Here is a 19,603-nt window from a genome sequence, read left to right as displayed (position 1 = left end):
ACCGAGCGCCCCCACAGTGCCCTCGGCGGCAAGACCCCAGAACAGGTCCATCAAACCCACGGCGGAACCACCCACCGCCACTAACCGTTTACAAATTTTCGCCCCCAAACTGTCCAAGGAGTGGGGTCCACCCCACCCTTCAGGGCCTCCAGCGCCACCTTCGCCTTGAACTGCGCACTGTGTCGTTTGTGTTTTCCGGGCATCGCTTGGCTCCTCGCTCTCGCCAATCATGCCCCCTCGGTCTTAACAAAACCTACTGTCCAGTTTTTGGGGTCCACTTCAGACCGTCATGAAGAACATGTACGGTTATTTCAAGCAGAACATGGATCTTCCGGTGATCGTCGGGGCGACCAAGCAGGATTTGCCCCATGCGCGCAGCCTCGACGATCTGTCCGACTTTCTTGAATTGGGGCCCCAGGCCCCCATCCTCCCCTGCGACGCCCGCAATCGGGAGGACACCAAAAACCTCGTTTTAACCCTGCTTGAAAACATTCTGCTCAGCGAAACGGCTGCGGCTGCCCCCTCCGGTGAATTCGACGATCTGTTCTGATCTGGGATGGAATGACGGGTTGATTTCGGTCAAAAGATCCACGGTATAGGAGCTTGCATGGGTTCTCGATTGGATGAAGTCCTGGACGACATTCGGGGCAGACACGATTTCACGGCGGTGTTGGTGGTGAGCGACGATGGACTCGTTCTGGGACATTCCGGCGACTTGGCCCAAGCGGGTCAGGGAGCTGCGGCTTTTATCCCCGATCTGATCGCCATGAGCGAACGGGTCGGGAAATACGCCGACTTCGGCGAGATGGCGATGGCCAGTCTGGTGTTCGAGCGTCCCACCCGGATGGTGGTGGCGCGCAAGGTGGAGGCGACCACGACCAAGCAACAGATTTTCTTGGTGGTCGATACCGCCAAAACCTTTCCGGGTTTGGGAGGCGAGGTGAAACGGTTGGGACAAGAGATTATTCAGGTTGTCACGATGGCCACGGGGGGGGCTAAGAACGATGAGTGAAGCACGGGCAGTCAGCGACGCAGTTAAACAACAATTTGTAGATGAACTGACCGATCTACTGGACACGATCGGCGCCGCCAATGCAGCGGTGGTTTCGACCGTGGATGGATTGCCGGTGGTCCATGTGGCCCGAAGCGAGATCAGCGCCGACAACATCGCGGCGATGAGCGCCTCGATGCTCTCTCTCGGCGACGCCCTGGGCGGGTCGTCCCGGCACAAGCAGTGCGATCACGTGTTGTCGCAGAGCGAAACCGGCACCATCGTGGTGATTCATGCAGGACCCACCCTGATTTTGACAACGATCGGCAAACCGGGGGTCAACGTGGGGACCGTCCTGGTGCATAGCAAATACAGCGCGGGTAGGTTGGCGGGACTTCACGGCGATAACGCTTGACCGCGCTTTATAAGCGGTTTCTGATGACGCCCACTTTGGTGGGGTTTTCTGCCGATACATCATTGTTTTGAGGGGAGGAAGTTCGATGAGCCTAAACGATGTGTTGCAAGGTTTGGTGGAGGATGTCGATGGCGCCTTGGGCGCCGCCGTGGTCGATTTGAGCAGCGGTTTGATGCTCGGCGTCTACCACAACGTCCCCCATTTCACCCAGTCCTACGTCGATGCGGTGGCCGCCGCGGCGGTCGATATGTTCCGGGGTAAAACGATCACCTCGGTCGAAAAACTGCTGGCGGCCCAAAGGGGCGTCACCCCTTCGTACCACGTCCATGAAATCCAGATGACCAGCGACAAGACCTATCACTTCATGGCGGTGGTGCCTGACAAACCGGGCGCGCTCCTGGTGCTCATCACCAACCGCAAGACCAACCTGGGCATGGGCTGGACTGCGGCCCGTCGCGCTCTGAACGACGTGGCGCCCCACTGCCCCTGAATTGCACCATCCAGTAGAACCCCTCAAAGGGAGGCCTTGCGCCTCCCTTTTTTTTGGCTATTGCCCCTGGGTCAAGCGTTGGATGAGCTGTTCGGGAAAGGCAATCCGGCGCATCTCGTCGATCAGGGCGCTCATGTCGTAATCGAGATGCTGCATCTCGACCCGGCGGCTCTTGGGGTAATAGAGGGCAAAATCGGCACCCGGTTGGTTGCCCCTGGGTTGGCCAACCGAGCCGGGACCGACCAGAGTGTGCTCGAATTGGGCAAGGTCGACCTTGGCATCGCGAATCAAACGGTCCATCCCCCGTCCCCTGGCGTAGACCCCTTGCAGATGGTTGTGGCCGTGAAAGCAAATCCCTACCCCGTGTTGTCCCATCCAATCGAGGTTGTCCTCATAGGTCATTTGGTAGACGTAGGCGTTGAAAAACGTGGGATCCATCGGGGCGCCGTGGACCGCCATCCAGCCGTTGCCCGTCAGGCGGGGGGGGAGGCAGGCGAGCCAAGCCAGGTCATCGCTGTCGAGTAGGGGGCGGCTCCATTCCAGCGCCCAGCGGGCCGAGCGGGAGGTGATGAGGCTGTCGTCTCCCTGCACTAAGGCGTTTTCGTGGTTGCCCAACAGACAGACCGCCCCCGCCTGAACGAGCGCCTCGATGCACTGCTTGGGATGGGGACCGTAGCCGACGGTATCGCCCAAAATCAGAATGTGTTCGATGCGGCGTAACTCCAGATAATCGAGGACGGCGCGTAGGGCTGGAAGATTGGAGTGAATGTCGGCCAACAGCGCGACGGGAACCTCCCCCTCCTCCCCGTCGAGGATGCGGCCCAAACGCTCGGCGTCGAAGCTCTCCACCGCCGCGCACTGGGTGTGTAACCCTCCCACCCCCGCCATCAACCCCTTCATCCGTGGTTTAAGGCTGTCGGCAACGAACTGGTCCTTGAGGTGCTCCTGAACCTGGCGGGGTGCCATGTCGCCGCAGCGATGCTGCTCCAAAGCCCGATGCAGCCTGTCCCCAAGGGCGCGGGCGAGCGCTTCGTCCAGCGCCTCGTAGCGCCGCAACCAGACCGCCAGGGTGGCCGCAAGCGCCACGTACTGATCCCAGGCGTACAGATCGTCGTCCAGATAAAACAGCCGCCCCTCGTCGTCGCTGCCAAAGTTCGACAACCCCTCGTCGAGCCGCATTTCGTGCCTTTGTACGGTCCCCAGGTAGAGATCGAACAACTGATCGACCCGGTCGAGAAACCGGGAATGATCCGCAACGATGCTGCGTTCGACCTCTTTGTGCAGCGGGTCGAGGCGGCGCGAGATGTTGCCGCAGCGCAGCACCCCTTCGACCGAGGCGACAAACCAGGTGCGGCTGGGGTGGTAGATGCCCAGGGTGCGCTCTTGAGTCAGTCGATGCTCGACCCACTTCGTGGCGGTGGTCTCCAGATCGAAATCGTGTTCGGTCCGCAGCTTGAGCACCCAGTTGTCGTCGGCGTGAATACGGGTGCCGGGCCGTCCGGTGAAGGCGGCACCGTGGGTCAGGGTGATGGAGGTTGTCTCTAGCAAGCTGGAGACAACCTGCCCAGAAACGATATCGGAGGGGGTACCGATGGCGCCGACGATGAGGGGTGCCGCGAGGGTCATGGGGATCCTTGCCGAAAGAGGGGAGAAGCGTCGCCCGACGATAACCCAGGAGGCGGCCCCGAGGGAACGGGTTGCCCGATCATTTCAATCGGGTATGGTCAAGGGGTGACATCCATCAAAACCGGCAATCGACCGCCGCAGGGGTCAACATGCCTCCTCAAGCATCCATCGCACCCCCCCTGATTTTTGGGGAGGTTCTGTTCGACCGTTTCCCCGACGGCAGGCAAGTCTTGGGCGGCGCCCCCTTCAATGTCGCCTGGCATTTGCAGGGGTGGGGGCTGGCGCCGCTGTTGTTCAGCCGGATCGGTCTCGACCCCCCCGGCGCCCACATTCAGGCGGCGATGCAGCGCTGGGGAATGAACCGCGCCGCCCTGCAACACGACCCCGACCACCCCACAGGGGCGGTCGAGGTGAGCATCGCCCACGGCGAGCCGAACTTCGACATCCCCCCCGGTAGCGCCTGGGATTTCATCGCCCCCCCCGTGCCCCTTCGGAGCCCGCCCGCGTTGCTCTACCACGGCAGTCTGGCGCTGCGCGCCCCCGAATCGCGGCGCGCCTGGCAATCGCTGCTTGCCCCCGACCTGCCCCGCTTTGTCGACCTCAATCTGCGCCCCCCCTGGTGGACTCCCGACCTGGTCACCCTGGCCCTGGGCGGCGCCCGCTGGGTCAAGCTCAACGCCGAGGAATTCGAGATCGTCGCCAATTTGGAGGGGCTCGACCCCGCCCCCTTCATTCGTCGGGCCGAGCGGCTGCGTAGGCAAAAAGGGTGGGAGACCCTGATCGTCACCCTGGGGGCGCAAGGGGCCTTGGCGGTCGGCGAGGGGCCGACGATCCAAGTGCCGCCCCCCCCTGTCACCGACTTTGTCGATGCGGTGGGGGCGGGGGACGGCCTGGCGGCGATGTGGATCCGGGGGATCTTGTCGGGGTGGTCGCAGGAGGAAACGCTGCACCGTGCGGTGGCGTTCGCCGCACGCATCTGCACCCAAACGGGGGCAACCGCCCCCGATTTTACGCGGTATGAGGAGGACAAGTCATGAGTCGGGAGCGGCCCAAGGTCTACGTGGCGCTGTTGAGCATCCACGGTTTGATGCGGGGTAGTCATCTGGAGTTGGGGCGCGACGCCGACACCGGGGGGCAGATTCGCTACGTGCTGGAGTTGGCCCGCGCCTTGGCGGCAAGCCCCGAGGTGGCACGGGTCGACCTCATCACCCGGCAAGTGATCGATCCCAAGGTCGATCCCGATTACGCCGAGCCGATCGAGCCCATCGCCCCCAACGCCTTCATCGTGCGGCTGCCCTGCGGTCCCCGACGTTACCTGCGCAAGGAGTCGCTCTGGCCCCATCTTTACTCCTTCACCGATGCCGCCTTACAACACTTCCGCCGGGTGGGGCGCACCCCCGATTGGATTCACAGCCACTACGCCGATGCCGGGTGGGTCGGCGCCCGGTTGGCGGGGCTGTTGGAGGTACCTCTGATTCACACCGGCCACTCGCTGGGCCGGGTCAAGCAGCGCCGTCTGCACGAACAGGGGATGTCCACCGAAGCCTCCGAGGCGCAGTACAACCTCGGCCAGCGCATCGAGGCCGAGGAGATCACCCTCGACCATGCCGCCCTGGTGGTCGCCAGCACCCGGCAGGAGGTCGACGATCAATATGGCCTTTACGGCAATTTTCACCCCAAGCGGATGGTGGTCATCCCCCCCGGGGTCAACTTGGCGCGTTTTCACCCCCCCTCCAGGGACTTCCGCACCCCCCCCATCGCCGCCCAGCTCCACCGTTTTTTGCGTCATCCCAAGCGGCCCATGGTGTTGGCGCTGGCCCGCCCCGACCCTAAGAAGAACTTCGAAACCCTGATCCGCGCTTTTGCCGAGCACCCCGATCTGCGGCACCGCGCCAACCTCGTACTGATTGCCGGTAACCGCGACGAGATCGAGACGATGGACCGGGGCGGCCGCGAGGTGATGGGCAAGATCCTGAGCCTGATCGACCGCTACGACCTTTACGGTCACGTCGCCTACCCCAAGCACCACGCGATTACCGACGTCCCCGAGCTTTACCGGCTGGCTGCCAAGAGCGGCGGCCTGTTTGTGAATCCCGCCCTCAACGAACCCTTTGGCTTGACCCTGATCGAGGCGGCCGCCAGCGGCCTACCGGTGGTCGCCACCGAGGATGGTGGCCCCCGCGACATCCTGGCGACCTGCCAACATGGCCTGCTGGTCGATCCAATGGATGCCGACCGGATGGGGGAGGCAATCGTCTCGGGATTGAACGATCCGGCCCGCTGGCGCAAGTGGTCGAAAAGCGGGGCGAGCCAGGCCGAGAAACACTTCACCTGGCAGGCCCACATCGAGCGCTACCTCAAGAAGATCGCCCCCCTACGCCCCAAGCGGCTGCGCCCCGACAGCGCCCTAGTGCGCGGCGCCTACCGCCTGACCAGCGTCGACCGGGTGCTGATCTGCGACATCGACAACACCTTGCTGGGCGATCCCGATTCCTTAAAAAAGCTGATAAAACGGCTGAACGACCACCCGCAAACCGCCTTCGGCATCGCCACCGGTCGCCGCCTCGACAGCGCGGTGAAGGTGCTCAAGCAGTGGGGGGTTCCGATGCCCGAGGTGCTGATTACCTCGGTCGGCAGCGAAATCCACTACGGCCCCAATTTGAGCGAGGACTGCAACTGGAGTCGCCACATCGACTATCGCTGGAGACCCGACGCGCTGCGCGAGGCGATGGCCAAGATTGCCGGCGTGCGGCTCCAGGCCAAGAGCGAGCAGCGCAAGCACAAGATCAGCTACCTGATCGACATCGACCGCGCCCCCACCATTCGGGGGATCGTCCAACAACTGCGCCGTCTCGACCTGCACGCCCGGGTCATCGCCTCCCACGAGCGCTACCTCGATTTGCTGCCGGTGCGGGGCTCGAAGGGATTGGCGGTGCGCTACTTTGCCAGTCGCTGGGGGATTCCTCCCGAGCACATTTTGGTGGCGGGCGACTCGGGCAACGACGAGGAGATGCTGCGCGGCAACACCCTGGGGGTGGTGGTGGGCAATTACAGCGCCGAGTTGGAGCGGCTGCGCGACATTCCCCACCTGCTCTTCGCCCGCGGCCACTACGCCGAGGGGATTCTGGAGGCCATCGACCATTACCGCTTTTTCGACATCCCTTGGCCCGAGGTGGATGAGGAGTCCAGCGCATGATCGCAACCCTAACCCCATTCCTGAACGACGACCGGGAGCGGATTTACCCGCTGATGCACGGACTGCTTGCCCTGGACCACCCCATCGTTTTGCGTTCCGAGGTGCTCGATCGCTTCGGGGAATACTGCCGCCGCAACGACTGCGCCGATCTGGCCGCCTCCCCCCTGGCCGACTGGTTCGAGCGGACTCAGGAGATCGCCATGGAGGGGCGGACTATCCGGTGGGCGGTGCGGCCCGGCATTGGGCAGTGGCTGTTTTTACGGCTGCACGTCGAGACGTTGGCGCTCGACGAGATCGGGGTGGCCGACTACCTGGCGGCCAAGGAGCGTCTGGTACTGGGGGGGATGGAACGCCCCTTCCCGGTCGAGATCGACATGGCCCCCTTCGACGGTCGCCATCCCAAACTGCGGGAATCCCACTCGATTGGCCAGGGGGGGACCTTCGTCGGGCGGCGGATCGCCAGCATGCTGTTTCACGATTTGGAATCGGGGGGGGAACGCCTACTGGCTTTTCTCAAGGAGCACCAGGTTCGGGGGATGCCGCTGCTGCTGTCCCCCACGGTCGCCGACGGGGCGGCGCTGCGCCGAGGGTTGCGTCAAGCGTTGGCCTGGCTGGCCCACCGCTCCCCCGACGAGGGGTGGGAGGCGGTCGCCGCCACCCTACGCGGCTTCGGCTTCGAGCCGGGGTGGGGCGACAAGGTCGGTCGCATCCGCGAGGGGATGGGTCTGTTGCTCGACCTGCTCGAAGCGCCCGAACCGGCGGCGCTGGAGCGTTTTCTGGCCCGCATTCCCATGATCTTCTCGCTCACCCTGATCACCCCCCACGGTTTCTTCGGTCAGGAGGGGGTGTTGGGGATGCCCGACACGGGCGGTCAGGTGGTCTACATTCTCGATCAGGTCCGCGCCCTGGAGGAGGCGATGCGGCGCGATTTGGCCGAGCAGGGGCTTGAGGTTGAGCCGCAAATCCTGGTGGTGACCCGGTTGATCCCCGAGGCGCGGGGGACGAGTTGCGACCGCCGCCTTGAACCTGTGGCGGGGACTCAAGGCACCCGCATTTTGCGGGTTCCCTTCCGCGACGCAGCCGGGTCGGTGCTGCCGCAGTGGGTCTCCCGCTTCGAGATCTGGCCTTTTCTTGAGCGGTTCGCCGTGGATGCCGAGCGGGAGATCCTGGCCGAGCTGGGAGGGCGGCCCGACCTGATTGTGGGCAACTACTCCGACGGCAATCTGGTGGCGACTTTGCTTTCTCGCCGTCTCGGGGTGACCCAGTGCGGCATCGCCCACGCCCTTGAGAAGGCCAAGTACCTGCTCAGCGACCTCTACTGGCGCGACAACCAGCAGCGCTACCGTTTTGCGACCCAGTACACCGCCGATTTGATCGGGATGAACAGCGCCGACTTCATCGTCGCCAGCACCTTTCAAGAGATCGCCGGGACCGAGGCGACCATCGGGCAATACGAGTCCTACACCGCCTTCACCCTGCCCGACCTCTATCGGGTGGTGCAGGGGATCGACATCTTCGACCCCAAATTCAACATCGTCCCCCCCGGCGCTGACCCCCAGGTGTTCTTCCCCTTCGACGCCCGAGAACGGCGGTTGACCGGACTCCATGGGGAGCTCAATGCGCTGATTTTCGGGGGGGATCACCCCCAAATCCGGGGCCGGTTGGAGGATCCGGCCAAGCCGATTCTGTTCACCATGGCCCGGCTCGACCGCATCAAGAACACCGCCGGATTGGTGGAGGGGTTCGGGGCGAGCGACCGCCTGAGGGGAGAGGTCAACCTGGTGATCGTGGCGGGGAGGGTCGACCCCGGCCAAAGCGATGATGCCGAGGAGCGCGAAGAGATCGCCAAGATGCACGCCCTTTTCGAGCGCTACGGCCTGGATGGCCAAGTGCGCTGGATCGGCATGACCCTCGACAAGAGCCTGACCGGCGAGCTCTACCGGCTGGTCGCCGACCGGCGCGGCGCCTTTGTGCAACCGGCCTGGTTCGAGGCATTCGGGCTGACGGTGATCGAGGCGATGGCCTCGGGTCTGCCCCTCTTCGCCACCTGCTACGGCGGCCCGCTGGAAATCATCGAAGATGGGGTATCCGGCTTTCACATCGACCCCAACCACATGGACCGGGGGGCGCAGGCGATGGCCGCGTTCTTCGAGCGCTGTCGCAACGATCCTGTTCATTGGGAACGGCTTTCCCAGGGGGCGGTGGCCCGGGTCGCCGCCCGCTACACCTGGTCGCTGCACGCCAAGCGGTTACTCACTTTGGCCAGGGTCTACGGTTTCTGGCGCTTCATGGAGCGGCGCGAGCGACAGGGGCTGAAACGGTATTTAGAGATGTTTTATGGGTTGCAGTATCGGGGGCTGAGCGAGGGGTGAAGGGGGTGGCGGTTGAATGGTGTGGTTTCTGGAGGGGCGTGCTCCGTCGTGGCCGCTTTTGCTTGGGGGCGAAGAGGGCGCTGTTGTAGGAGCGGCACCCTCGCCGCGATGGGGCAGGCAAAGCTTCACCTTCGAGCCCTTCTCTTGCTGGGGGGGGGCATGGGGGCCACGCGTGGGCGTGGCCTGGACGCGACGGAGCGCGTCCCTCCAAAAGGCCGACCCCTGGGGTTACGGCAAGATCGGCTGCCCGCTGTTCCTCAAAGCAAGACCAGCAATCCTTCCCCCCGGAAGGGCGCCCCATCGCAGGGGTTTGGTTTCTGGAGGGGCGTGCTCCGTCGTGGCCGCTTTTGCTTGGGGGCGAAGAGGGCGCTGTTGTAGGAGCGGCGCCCTCGCCGCGATGGGGCAGGCAAAGCTTCACCTGCGAGCCCTTCTCTTGCAGGGGAGGCATGGGGGCCACGCGTGGGCGTGGCCTGGACGCGACGAAGCGCGTCCCTCCAAAAGGCCGACCCCTGGGTTACGGCAAGATCGGCCGCCCGCTGTTCCTCAAAGCAAGACCAGCAATCCTTCCCCCCCGGAAGGGCGCCCCATCGCAGGGGTTTGGTTGCTGGAGGGGCGTGCTCCGTCGGGGCCGCTTTTGCTTGGGGGGCGAAGAGGGCGCTGTTGTAGGAGCGGCGCCCTCGCCGCGATGGAGGGGGCAACGCCCTCTCCTTGCCCCCGCTATTCCCCGGTAGCCCCTTCCCGATCCGCCAAAGGAAAACCCGCAAGCCCAGCCGATATCGGGGCGGTGGCGTGCGGCGGTTTAATCTTTGTTCGAATGTTGCTTGCCTTGGTCGGTGTTGCCATCCGGCGCGGCGGTGGGCGCCTCGCCAATGGTGCTCCAGATGTACCAATTGGGGTTCACCCAGACCCAAAATCCCGCCTTGCCGTTCTGCCCGCACCAGGGGCCCCCCTGCCACCAGCCGTAGTCGCGAAATTGCCCGTAGGTGCCGGCGTCGGGGGGGCAGTTGAGCACCTGTTGCAAGCCGGAATATTTGCCGCTGACCGAGGCCTGAGCCGGGGGCGGCGCAGCCTGGGCGGCTGCCACGAACAACCCCAGCCATCCCAACACGGCCAGCGACGAAGCGATGCGACGTTTCATGCTTTATTCCTCGTTCAAGGTTTGGGGGGGCGATAGCCCTCCGGTTTTTTGGCGACGATGGGGCGCTGCCCGATCCCTCGCATCACACATTCCGAGACATCACTTTTCACAATCGCGGCCCGGAAGGCGTTGTCGATCCGCAGCCAGCGCTCCTGCATGTCGGGGTTTAAACCTGACTCGGCCAGGGTCTGACGTAGGATTGTCTCGCGCACGTCGAGCATCTCGTCGGTGATGAACATGCCCAGGTGGGCGATGGCGGGGCTCTCCCCTTGGTACCGGTTGGGGCCTCCCATGCAGCCGACCATAAACTCGGTCTGTTTGCGGGCCAGCACCGTTTCGTGTTTGCCCCAGAAGAAGCGTCCCAGCCAGGGCTCCTCGAAGAGTTTTTCGTAGAACTTCAGGTGGATGGCGTACATGCCGTCGCCCCCCCCGACCGCCTCCAGCAATCCCGGATCGGGCGCCAGCCGCTCCCCCCGGTTCATCTCGCTGGCGGCCAGTTCCTCGGCGGTCATGCCCCGCTTGCGCTCCCGCGCCCCCTCCAACATGGCGCTGATGGTTTGATCGAGCATCTGCCGCCACGCCGACTCCCGCTCGGCGCTCAGCGACCCCTCTGCAGCCAGTGCCAGCAAAATCGCCTTTTTGCCGTGGCCGTAGTAGTGGTCTTTGACCCCGTAGGCCAGGTGGCGCTTGCCCAACTCGATCAGGGCGGGGCGGATGGTTTCGAAGTGTTTGAGGGTCGTGAAGGTTGAAAACATGGCGACGAACTTGGTCCGCCGCGCCACCGCATCTTCGAGAAAAATCGCCTTTGTTTCGGGGTCGATGGCGAAGAGGTAGTCGAAGAATAGGTCGGTCAGCTGCCCCATCTTGGGGGCGAGCGCTTTGACGTGGTCGGCGACGATCAGGGCTTGGGTTTGCATGGCGGTCTCGGGGGAGGGGAGGTTTCGTAGGGTGGATAAGCGCAGCGCATCCACCAAAAGCCCCCGCGTCGGGGAATGTTGCAAAGTTGAACTCTGAATGCCGAAGGGTTCCCGTGCATGGATCCTCGCCCGAGGCGCCCTACAGATGGCGAAGAACCCAGCCGAACCCAATCCGCTCCTGTTCCAACCGCACCCGCTCCCCCCAGCGCTGGTCGCGCAGCCCCTCGTAGACCAGCCGCTCCGCGTCGCTCAGGCGGGGCAGGTCGCGGGTGTTGGGGCGCTCCTCGGTCACCCACTGCGCCCGGTGGGCCAGTAGGGTCGCCTCGTCCATCAGCAGCGAGCGCACGTGGGGCAGCAGGGCGCGCAGTTGGTCGAGGATGGCAAAGCCGTGGGTGTCGAGGTCGCCCCAGTAGTCGACCCGGCAGTCGTGGAGCCAATCGGCCCCCGCTAACGCATCGAAACCATACCCCGCCCCGAAGATCGCCACGACCCCCGGCAGGGGGGGCAGGGTTAGAAAGTCGATCTCGTTCTCGGTGACCAGCACCCGCGTCGCCCCCGGCGCAAACCGGGCGAAGGTGGCCGCCTCCAGTTCGATCTGTTCCCCCGCCGTGCCGGGGAGCAGTTCCAGGGCGGGATCGAGCACCCGCAGCCGCACCCGCTCCGGTTTTTCGGCAAAGCCGTAGCGCCGTTCGAACCCCCGCGCCCCCGTCGCCTCGGGTGCGATCGCCTCGGGGGGGAGGAGGCGGTCGAGCCACTCGGCCAGCACCCCCCGATGCCCCTCGACGAACTTGGTGTGGATGCCGGGCAGGTCGACCTGGCGCAGATGGATGCCGGGGCGGGGGTGGGCGCGCAGCCACAGGCAGAAGTCGAGCAGCCGTTCCCAATCGGCGGCCAGATCCAGAGCCCGTAGAGGGTGGGCGATCACCCAGGGGGTCAGCTCGGGAAGCCGGGCGCGGGTGGTTTCGGCCAGGGCGATCAACCGCTGACCGTCCCCCTTTTTGCCGATCCAGGCCAGCGCCGCATCGAGGTTGTCGATCCAGACTTCGGCGGGGACCAGGTTGGCGCCGAGTTGGCGGTGGCGTAGCTCCCGCATCTCTAGGCGCACATGGGGCAGGGCGCGCAGGGCGGCGACCCAGTCGCGCACCTCGGCGAAGCGCTCGGCCAGCTCGGCGGAGGTTGGCCCCTTCAGCGTCAGCCGCTTGGGGAGCAGCGCCTCCCCCCCGACCAGGGCGGCGGGGAGCAGGCCGCGATCCCACAGCCGTTGCACCTGCCCCTTCAACGCGGCGGGGGTGCTCCAGTCGCTCACGCCGGCCCCCCTTGCGCCCGCGCCCCCTTCTCGGCCCGGTAGTCCTCGATGCTCAGGTTGCGCAGCTTGGAATCGTTGCCCGCCGCGTTGACCACGAAGCCGACCCCGTGCACGAAGGGCTCGATGATGTGGATCTTCTGCAATGGGGTAACGATGAGCAGTTGCAGGTGGAGTTGTGCGAACAGGTTCAGCCCGTAACGGGCCGACTCGTCGGATCCGCGCCCGAAGGCCTCGTCGATGACCACGAAACGGAAGGAGCGCGAGCGCACCCGGTTCCACTCCAGCCCGAATTGGTAGGCCAGGCTCGCCGCCAAAATGGTGTAGGCCAGTTTTTCTTTCTGCCCCCCCGACTTGCCCCCCGAATCGGTGTAGTGCTCGAACTCGGCGTCGTCCTCACGCCAGCGCTCGCTGGCCGAGAAGAGGAACCAGTTGCGCACATCGGTCACCTTGTCGCGCCAGCGTTTGTCGAGCTCGCCGCTCCCCTCCCGGCCCCGCAGCCGCTCGACGATGGCCCGCACCTGCAAGAACTTCATTTCGGAATACTGGGCTTGGTCCGAGCCGGTCAGGGCATCCTCGGTGCAGGCGCGCAGGTCGGCTTGAAAGTCGCGGATGTCGCCCTCTTGGGCCGACTGCGCCTCCAGCAGGATGTAGCGGCCCGGGTTGTAGTCGATCTGGGTCAGGGAGCGGTTGATGGTCTCGATCCGCTCCTTGATCTGCTCGCGCTCCTTGTACAATTGCGAGCTGAAATGGGCGATCTCGTTGATGGTGTTTTCGTTGAGCAGCGCCTTGAAGCGGGCTTCGAAGCGGGGCAGGTCGTCGGCTTGCAGCCGCTCCAGCATCGTCCGGTATTCGTCCGCCGCCTCGACCGCAGCGTCGACCTCTTGGGTCTCGAGGGGAAACGCGGTGCAGTAGGACTTCATGGCAGCGACGATTTTTTCGAGCAGGCGCTTGATGCGGCTGTCGATCTTGTCGATCTCTGCCTGGATCCAGATGCGCAGGTCGCTTTCGCGGTTGTCGCACGACTCCACCGTCAGGGTGTGTTCCCCCAACCCCTCGGCCCGCAATGCGTCGATCCGCTCGAAGAGGGGCAGATGAACCGTCGTTTCGGGGGCCTCCAGCAGCGCTTGGAGCTGGCCGCGTTGGGCGGCGGCGTCGTCGATCTTTTGCTCGGTTTTGGCCAGCTCCCGCTGCCCCTGCTCTAGGGTTGCCTCGACCTGCCGCAGCTCGGTGTGGGTTTGTTCCAGTTGCGCGGTCAGTTGTTGTAGCAGGTCGGAGGCGGCGGCCAGCGCCGCCCGCTCCTCGGCCCGTCGCGCCTCTTCGGCCGCCGGAGTCGCCCAGTCCAGCTCGCGGAAATCGCGGTATTCCCCCAGGCGGGCCAGGGCGTCGAGGCTCTTTTGGAGCCCCTGTTGTTCCCGCATCAGGGCGGCGATCCGCCCGGCGACCTCGGCCAGACGTCCCTCCATGGCAAGCCGTTGCCCCTCCAGGGCGGCGATCTTCTCGGCGTTGCTCCACCCCAGCACGTAGCGGGCGCGGTCGTCGAGGCGGTGGCGGTCGTCTTTTTCGTGTTTTTCGCCCGGCGATTTGATCTGGCCGCTCAAGGTCACCGCCTTGGATTGGCGGCGGAAGCTCTCGTGATCGGGGCAGCAAACGTGGTCGAAGCGGCGGGCCAGCTCCCGCTCCAGCCATTCGGCCAAAGGGGAGGGTTGGACCTCCAGCTTGGCGGCCAGGGCGGCCTCCCCAGGGACGACCGCCTCCCCCGATCCGGTCCGAACCCGGTAGTAGACCAGCCGCCCGCGCAGGTCGGTGCGGTCGACCCAGTCGGCCACCGCCCGGTAGTGGTCGTCGGGGACCAGCAGCGACAGGCCGAAGTTGTGCAGCAGCCGCTCGGCAGCCCCCTCCCAGTCGCGCTGGTCGGGGCGGACCCGGATCAACTCGCCCGCGAAGGGAATCGCCTCCTCGCTCAAATCCAACGCCTGGCACAGCCGCCCCCGCAGCGCCATGGCGGCGGCGGGGATGTTGCTGCGCCGCGCCTTGAGGCTGGCGATCTCGGCTTCGAGTTCGTCGTGCTCTTGCTTGCCTCGGCGCAGGGTCGTCTCGTGTTCGATCCGCCCGTTTTGCAGCGCCGCCTCCCGGTCGCGCAGCGTCTCGGCCAGGTGGTCGAACCGCTGCCGTTGGTCGAGGAATCCCCCCTCGTCGGCGGCGGGAGGCTCCCCCACCCCCTGGAGCAGGCGGCCGTATTGCTCGGCCTTGATCCGGCGGCGCTCCCGTTCGTCGCGCAGCCGGGCGATGTCGGCGTCGAGGCTTGCCAGTCGGTCGCCGCCGCTGGCGGCGATGTCGAGCCGCAATTGCCCTTCCCGACCGCGCAGGGTGTCGCGCTCATCGGCCAGCCGGGCGACCCGCGCCGCCAGGCGGCCTTGCTCCCCTTCGAGGTTTTCCAGCCGCTTGTCGAGCAGATCCCGCTTTTGGGCGGCGAAGTAGGGGCGCAGCGCCTCCCGCGCCCCCCGCAGCGACTCGACCGCCTCCCGCTCCTGCGCGTGGCGGTCGCAGTCGGCCACCAGGGGGGCGAGCAGCGCCACCTGCCGCTTGGCGGTCAACACCGCCTCGTGGGCCCGGGTCAGGTCGTCGAAGTGGGCGATGAGCGACTCGATGCGGGGTTGGACGTCGAAGGGCTCCAACATGTGGGCGCGGACGAACTCGGTCAGGTTGCCCACCGACTTCATCGACACCGTCTGGTGGAAGAGCTCCAGCGCCTGATCGTCCTTGATGCCGAAGCGGCGGCGAAAAGCAGCGCCGTAGGGGGGGAAGGAGTCGCTCACCTCGGCCCCCTCGTCGCGCAGTCGCTTGCGCAGCTCTTTAAGGTCGGCCCCCAGACCGGAGAAATCCCCCGCGATGGAGCCCTCCCGGTCGAGGACGACGAACAGCCGGGCCGGTTGGCCGTGGGGCTCCTTCATCCAGAAGAGCTGGGCCAGGGTGACGGTCTGGTCGTACCCCTGATTGCGGAAGACCCCCAGGATCGCCGAGTAGTCGCCGGGGTGGCGCAGCGCCACCGGCTTGGCGCTCCCTTCCAATCCGCCCCGCTCCGACTTGTAGTGGCCCAGCACGTAGGAGCGTAGGGAGCGCTCCTTGCTTTCGGCCCCCGCCGCCTTGTTGTAGGCGACCCGGTGGGCCGGGACCAACAGGGTGGTGACCGCGTCGACCAGGGTCGATTTGCCCGAGCCGATGTCGCCGGTCAGCAAGGTGTTGCGACCGCCGAGATTCAGGCTCCAGACCTTGCCGTGGAAGGTCCCCCAGTTGTAGACCTCCAGCCGGTGGAGCCGAAAGCCGGTCAGGGTGTCGTCGGCCATGAATTCCAATCCGCCGCCGATGGTGCCCTTAGTCATCGCCATCCTCCCCCTGCCGCGTCGCCCCCTCGGCACGCTGCCGGTATTCGGCCAGTCGGGCATCGAACTGCCCCAGCCACTGGGCGTCGACGAAGGGCTTGAGAATCCGCCGCACCTCGAAGGCGGCCCGCTCCCCTTCGCCCGCCCCTTTGAGACGGCGCAAAAAGCCCAGCTCCACCACCTTGGCGATGTGGGCGTCGATGCGGTCGACCTGCTTGGCCTCGTTGCTGGTTTCGGGCAGGTAGACCCGCAGCAGCTCGACGATCTGCTCTCGGGTCAGCACCAGTCTTCCCTCCCCCCCTCCGGCGTCCGATTCGGCCAAGCGCTTGCGCAGCAGCGCCAGCAGCAGGCTGACCGGGTAGGAGAGGGGACGGCGGGCAATCAAGCGGGGGATGGGGGTCTCCCCCCCCTCCTCCTCGGGGCGCGAGCGCAAAAAGGCGTGCCCCTCGGCCTCGTCGAGGATCAGTTCCAGCCCCAGCACCGCCACGTAGTCGCGCACCCGCCCCTGAAGTTTGAGCAGTCCCTGCCACAACTTGGGGTCGGTTTGGGCCTCGACCGCCCCCTTGAGCAGGGGGACGACCACCGCCGAAAGGTCGGGTTGGGTTGCGTCGCCGGGTTCCATGGTTACCTCAAAAAGATGATGCGGGGCAGTTCGGCCCGACGCTCGACGAGACCGCCGTCCTCGGTCTCGATCTGCCAGACGATCATGTCGCGGCGGGTTTCGTCCACCGCGACGGTGAAGGGGGGGGCGGCCAGTTGCAGGTAGGCGACCAGTTCGGCCAGGCCGTGGCTCAGGGGGTACCGGTCGCACAGTTGCGCCAGGGTGATCCGTTCGGCGCCGCGCAGGGCGGCGCGGATGTTGCGGCGCAGCGCCTCTTTGTCGATGGCGATTTGCTCGAACAGCACCCCGGTATCGACCGCCTCCTCCCCCGCCTCCAGAGCCAGATCGGCCAGGGCGATCCCCGCCGAGGGGGTGTACAGCGGCCGTTCGAAGGGCAGCTCGATGGCGGCGGAAATCCCCGCCAGTTCGACGATGTCGCCGGAGGGGGGCGATTCGCGCAGCGCCAGGGCGTGGGTTTCGATGCCGCGCAGCAGATCCATGATGCGGCGGTTTTCGAGCCAGGCCCGGTCGTCGAGAAAACGGCGCAGTTGTTGGGAAAGCCGCGCCACGGTGCGCTGGGTGTGCTCCCCCGCCTCCAGCCAGTCGTAGTGGACCCGGCGCAGGCGGGGATCGGGATCGAGTCCGGCGATGGGGGGTAGCCGCAGCACCCGGTCGAGCAGCGCGGTGAGCTCCTCTTGGCGGCGCCGCGACATCAAAAAGTCCCAAAAGGCGCGGAACGAGCGCCCCTGGTCGGAATCGCCGATGGCGTCGCGCTCCCCCATGATCTGCTCCAGCAGTTCCCCCTTGCGCCCCTCCCACAGGGCGATGCGTTCGCGCACCGTGCGGTCGAGTCCCCGGAAGTTGTGCTCGACCTCGCGAAAGTCGGAGAGCAGCTCCCGTGCGGTCTGGACGAACTGTTGGAAGCGCTCCTTGAGGGCGGTGTCGTCGAGCAGGGCGATTTCCCCCCGCTTGGCCCGTTCGATCTCGGCATCGAGCTCCTCGCGGCGGCGACGCAGCTCGGTCAGCCGCGCCTCGGGATCGCTCTGGCTGCCGGTCTGAATCTGCTTGAGCAGCTCGAAAAGGGTGAGCAGGCGCGACTCGGTGCCGACGAAGGCCCGTTCGGCCAGGGTGCCCAGCCAGGCGATCCCCTTCTCGGCGGCGGGGGTGGGGTCGAAGTGGGGTTGGTCGTCGTCGGGGGGGTAGTATTTGCGCAGCCATCCCTTGCTGGGATCGGCCCAATCGTCGAGGTACTCCTGTGCCCCCTTGGGAAACGCCTCCCTCCCCAAGCGTTCGCGCAACGCGAAAAGCTCATCCTCCAGCGCTTCGACCAAATCGGCCTGGGGAATCGAGCGGCGGTTGGGGGCGATGAAGGCCCGGTCGAGGAAGGAGGCGACCAGCGGCAGGTGGTCCGAGCGCAGCAAACGCAGGGCCGGATGGTTCTGACGCAGCAGGTCGAGGGTGGCGAAGTCGAGGGGCAACGGGGGCTCCGAGAGGGAAGGGTTATTCGGCCTCGGGGAGATACTCGATCAGGACGGCGTCGATGTCATCCCGAACGCCCCAGCCCCAAGCGTTGCTGGCGCGGCGGATGTGCAAAAGCCGTTCGTGCCCATCCTTGCGGCGTTCGGGGGGCAGGGGGGCGAGGTTGCGGGCCGCCAGCGCGAAGGCTTCGCCAAAACCCTCGAAGTAGTCCTCATCCTCCATACCGCACCGGGCAAAAATGCGACGCAGCATTCGCAGTAGAAGAGCGCCAGCTCTGCCACCCCCTCGCCGCCTCGGGGCCGACCCAACGGGCGATGGTCGCTTTGTCGGGGGCCAGGGTCGCAGCGTCGGTCGGGGATGCGACGCGGCGGGGGACGGGTTGGCATGGCGGTCTCGGGGGGGGGGCGGTCTGGGAGGGCGGTCTGGGAGGGTGGTTTCGTAGGGTGAATCAGCGTAGCGCATCCACCAATGGGGGAGAGCGGGGTCAGCAGGGCAGAGCAGGGTCTTGATATGCCAGCCCCCCTTACCGCACCCCTTTGACGATTTTGCTCACCGTCGAGTAGTGCAGCCCCGTTTGCCGGGCGATGGCGGTCATGCTGTAGCCGTGTGTTTCGAACGCGGCACGGATGGCTTCGTCCCGTTGCACCTTAGACATCGACTCCGATGCGGGAAACAACACATCTAGGCTGGGACGGTGTGAGCGACGCTGGATCAACGGGATCTCAGGATGATCCACACCCCCCATGCGTGCCCGCATCTCCGCCAGAAAGGTCTCCGATCCCAGCAAAACCTGCCCTTTGAGTTCCGGCCAGGGCGAGACATCCGCACGACCGCTTTCGACGAACCCAGCATACGACTCGCGCGCCGCCGGGACGGAAGATCCGAACTGGGCCAAAAGCGACGAGGTCGTCAGCCAGGACGGCTTCGGAGTCATCCCCACGGTCGCCCGGTAGCTGCTCCACCGGTAATCCCCCGCCTTCTTGACCATCCGCGCCCGGACCGGATTGAGCACCACGTAACGGGCCAGCGCCAACAGATAGCTTTCCCGCTCCACCAAAATCGCCTTGAACCGCCCCTGAAACAAATGCCCCGCCCTGCCCCGACCGCGATTGATCTTTTGGGTGAACACCCCGTTGAGCTGGCGCATGCCCTGGGAGAGGTTGGGCTTGGGGGTCTCGATCAGTAGGTGGTAGTGGTTGTCCATCAAGCAGTAGGCGTGGCACAACCAGCCAAACCGATCCATCACCGAGCCGAGGATTTCAAGGAAGAGCGCCCGGTCGTCGTCATCATGGACGATTGCCTGCCGCGCGTTGCCGCGACTGGTAACGTGGTAGAGCGCACCGGAATATTCGAGTCTTAGTGGACGGGCCATGGGGGAAGACTGCGTGTAAAAAGTGGCATGTCAAGACCTGACCCCGTTTTTTTGCTGGTTCTTCCAGGGGCTGTGGAACAAGTGGGACAACTACCTGGCCGACGGCAAAAACCGGGTCTGGTACGGCGGATTTGCCGGAGTCGACTGGGTGGCCAATGAGGAGTGGACCTTCTCGGCGCTGTACAACTACGACAATGCGGGCGACTTCAAGGGGGTGACCACCTATGACGGTATCAACATGAATACCGCCACGGTGGCCGGTTCTTACTACTTCATGCGCAACGTGAAGGGGGTCATCGAGGGTAGTCTCGACATGCAGG

General features: G+C 65.4%; 16 protein-coding genes and 1 pseudogene. 8 read left to right on the top strand and 9 right to left on the bottom strand.

Going from position 1 to position 19,603, the window contains the following annotated elements; genetic code table 11:
* Nucleotides 1–298: 298 nt before the first annotated feature.
* The 4 genes from AUJ55_13010 (at nt 299) to AUJ55_12995 (ending at nt 1,896) form a co-directional block, all read left to right on the top strand.
* Nucleotides 299–550: a hypothetical protein gene (locus AUJ55_13010; protein ID OIO53883.1), complete on the top strand. Its 252-nt coding sequence runs from the start codon at nt 299–301 to the stop codon at nt 548–550.
* A gap of 57 nt (nt 551–607) precedes the next feature.
* On the top strand, nt 608–1,012 hold the full coding sequence (locus AUJ55_13005; GenBank protein ID OIO53882.1) for a hypothetical protein: 405 nt from the start codon (nt 608–610) through the stop codon (nt 1,010–1,012).
* Nucleotides 1,005–1,406, top strand: a complete 402-nt coding sequence (locus AUJ55_13000; GenBank protein ID OIO53881.1) for a hypothetical protein — start codon at nt 1,005–1,007, stop codon at nt 1,404–1,406. The genes AUJ55_13005 and AUJ55_13000 overlap by 8 nt, the downstream gene beginning before the upstream one ends.
* An 85-nt stretch (nt 1,407–1,491) precedes the next feature.
* Entirely contained in the window at nt 1,492–1,896 is a 405-nt protein-coding gene (locus AUJ55_12995) for a hypothetical protein (protein ID OIO53880.1), read from the top strand.
* Nucleotides 1,897–1,953: 57 nt separating this feature from the next.
* Here AUJ55_12995 and AUJ55_12990 read toward each other — a convergent pair whose 3' ends face one another.
* Nucleotides 1,954–3,522: a hypothetical protein gene (locus AUJ55_12990; GenBank protein ID OIO53879.1), complete on the bottom strand. Its 1,569-nt coding sequence runs from the start codon at nt 3,520–3,522 to the stop codon at nt 1,954–1,956.
* 149 nt (nt 3,523–3,671) lie between these two features.
* On the opposite strand from AUJ55_12990, the gene AUJ55_12985 reads away from it, so the two are divergent.
* Genes AUJ55_12985 through AUJ55_12975 form a run of 3 tightly spaced genes read left to right on the top strand, consistent with a single transcriptional unit; the run spans nt 3,672 to nt 9,090 of the window.
* Nucleotides 3,672–4,559 (top strand): hypothetical protein, encoded by an 888-nt coding sequence (locus tag AUJ55_12985; GenBank protein ID OIO53878.1) that lies wholly within the window; start codon nt 3,672–3,674, stop codon nt 4,557–4,559.
* Nucleotides 4,556–6,718, top strand: coding sequence for an HAD family hydrolase (locus AUJ55_12980; GenBank protein ID OIO53877.1), 2,163 nt, complete (start codon nt 4,556–4,558; stop codon nt 6,716–6,718). Before AUJ55_12985 ends, AUJ55_12980 begins: the two co-directional genes overlap by 4 nt.
* Nucleotides 6,715–9,090: a sucrose synthase gene (locus AUJ55_12975; GenBank protein ID OIO53876.1), complete on the top strand. Its 2,376-nt coding sequence runs from the start codon at nt 6,715–6,717 to the stop codon at nt 9,088–9,090. Before AUJ55_12980 ends, AUJ55_12975 begins: the two co-directional genes overlap by 4 nt.
* A gap of 799 nt (nt 9,091–9,889) precedes the next feature.
* Here the strand turns inward: AUJ55_12975 and AUJ55_12970 are convergent.
* The 8 genes from AUJ55_12970 to AUJ55_12935 all read right to left on the bottom strand — a co-directional run bounded on the left by AUJ55_12970 (nt 9,890) and on the right by AUJ55_12935 (nt 19,283).
* On the bottom strand, nt 9,890–10,228 hold the full coding sequence (locus AUJ55_12970; protein ID OIO53875.1) for a hypothetical protein: 339 nt from the start codon (nt 10,226–10,228) through the stop codon (nt 9,890–9,892).
* A gap of 14 nt (nt 10,229–10,242) precedes the next feature.
* Nucleotides 10,243–11,145, bottom strand: coding sequence for a hypothetical protein (locus AUJ55_12965; protein OIO53874.1), 903 nt, complete (start codon nt 11,143–11,145; stop codon nt 10,243–10,245).
* A 139-nt stretch (nt 11,146–11,284) separates the two neighbouring features.
* Entirely contained in the window at nt 11,285–12,451 is a 1,167-nt protein-coding gene (locus AUJ55_12960) for a hypothetical protein (protein OIO53873.1), read from the bottom strand.
* Complete coding sequence (locus AUJ55_12955; protein OIO53872.1) at nt 12,448–15,831, bottom strand: ATP-dependent exonuclease SbcCD, C subunit-like protein; 3,384 nt, start codon at nt 15,829–15,831, stop codon at nt 12,448–12,450. Before AUJ55_12955 ends, AUJ55_12960 begins: the two co-directional genes overlap by 4 nt.
* Nucleotides 15,824–16,453 (bottom strand): hypothetical protein, encoded by a 630-nt coding sequence (locus tag AUJ55_12950; protein OIO53871.1) that lies wholly within the window; start codon nt 16,451–16,453, stop codon nt 15,824–15,826. The genes AUJ55_12955 and AUJ55_12950 overlap by 8 nt, the downstream gene beginning before the upstream one ends.
* 2 nt (nt 16,454–16,455) lie before the next feature.
* A complete protein-coding gene (locus tag AUJ55_12945) occupies nt 16,456–17,910 on the bottom strand; it encodes a hypothetical protein (GenBank protein ID OIO53870.1) in 1,455 nt (484 codons plus the stop codon).
* A gap of 22 nt (nt 17,911–17,932) precedes the next feature.
* Nucleotides 17,933–18,163: a hypothetical protein gene (locus AUJ55_12940; GenBank protein OIO53869.1), complete on the bottom strand. Its 231-nt coding sequence runs from the start codon at nt 18,161–18,163 to the stop codon at nt 17,933–17,935.
* A 271-nt stretch (nt 18,164–18,434) separates the two neighbouring features.
* A complete protein-coding gene (locus AUJ55_12935) occupies nt 18,435–19,283 on the bottom strand; it encodes an addiction module toxin RelE (protein ID OIO53868.1) in 849 nt (282 codons plus the stop codon).
* Between the two features lie 22 nt (nt 19,284–19,305).
* Between AUJ55_12935 and AUJ55_12930 the strand changes: the two are divergent.
* Nucleotides 19,306–19,603 (top strand): annotated as a pseudogene (locus tag AUJ55_12930) (hypothetical protein).

The sequence above is a fragment of the Proteobacteria bacterium CG1_02_64_396 genome (assembly GCA_001872725.1).
Taxonomy (GTDB): Bacteria; Pseudomonadota; MNWR01; order CG1-02-64-396; family CG1-02-64-396; genus CG1-02-64-396.
The sequence above is the reverse complement of the archived record's forward strand: the minus strand, read 5'-3'. Positions and strand labels throughout refer to the sequence as shown.

Excerpts from the sequence above, each read along its gene's own strand:
- AUJ55_13010 (OIO53883.1), top strand. The coding sequence starts at position 299 with ATGTACGGTTATTTCAAGCAGAACATGGATCTTCCGGTGATCGTCGGG.
- AUJ55_13005 (OIO53882.1), top strand. The coding sequence starts at position 608 with ATGGGTTCTCGATTGGATGAAGTCCTGGACGACATTCGGGGCAGACAC.
- AUJ55_13000 (OIO53881.1), top strand. The coding sequence starts at position 1,005 with ATGAGTGAAGCACGGGCAGTCAGCGACGCAGTTAAACAACAATTTGTA.
- AUJ55_12995 (OIO53880.1), top strand. The coding sequence starts at position 1,492 with ATGAGCCTAAACGATGTGTTGCAAGGTTTGGTGGAGGATGTCGATGGC.
- AUJ55_12990 (OIO53879.1), bottom strand. The coding sequence starts at position 3,522 with ATGACCCTCGCGGCACCCCTCATCGTCGGCGCCATCGGTACCCCCTCC.
- AUJ55_12985 (OIO53878.1), top strand. The coding sequence starts at position 3,672 with ATGCCTCCTCAAGCATCCATCGCACCCCCCCTGATTTTTGGGGAGGTT.
- AUJ55_12980 (OIO53877.1), top strand. The coding sequence starts at position 4,556 with ATGAGTCGGGAGCGGCCCAAGGTCTACGTGGCGCTGTTGAGCATCCAC.
- AUJ55_12975 (OIO53876.1), top strand. The coding sequence starts at position 6,715 with ATGATCGCAACCCTAACCCCATTCCTGAACGACGACCGGGAGCGGATT.
- AUJ55_12970 (OIO53875.1), bottom strand. The coding sequence starts at position 10,228 with ATGAAACGTCGCATCGCTTCGTCGCTGGCCGTGTTGGGATGGCTGGGG.
- AUJ55_12965 (OIO53874.1), bottom strand. The coding sequence starts at position 11,145 with ATGCAAACCCAAGCCCTGATCGTCGCCGACCACGTCAAAGCGCTCGCC.
- AUJ55_12955 (OIO53872.1), bottom strand. The coding sequence starts at position 15,831 with ATGACTAAGGGCACCATCGGCGGCGGATTGGAATTCATGGCCGACGAC.
- AUJ55_12950 (OIO53871.1), bottom strand. The coding sequence starts at position 16,453 with ATGGAACCCGGCGACGCAACCCAACCCGACCTTTCGGCGGTGGTCGTC.
- AUJ55_12940 (OIO53869.1), bottom strand. The coding sequence starts at position 18,163 with ATGCTGCGTCGCATTTTTGCCCGGTGCGGTATGGAGGATGAGGACTAC.
- AUJ55_12935 (OIO53868.1), bottom strand. The coding sequence starts at position 19,283 with ATGGCCCGTCCACTAAGACTCGAATATTCCGGTGCGCTCTACCACGTT.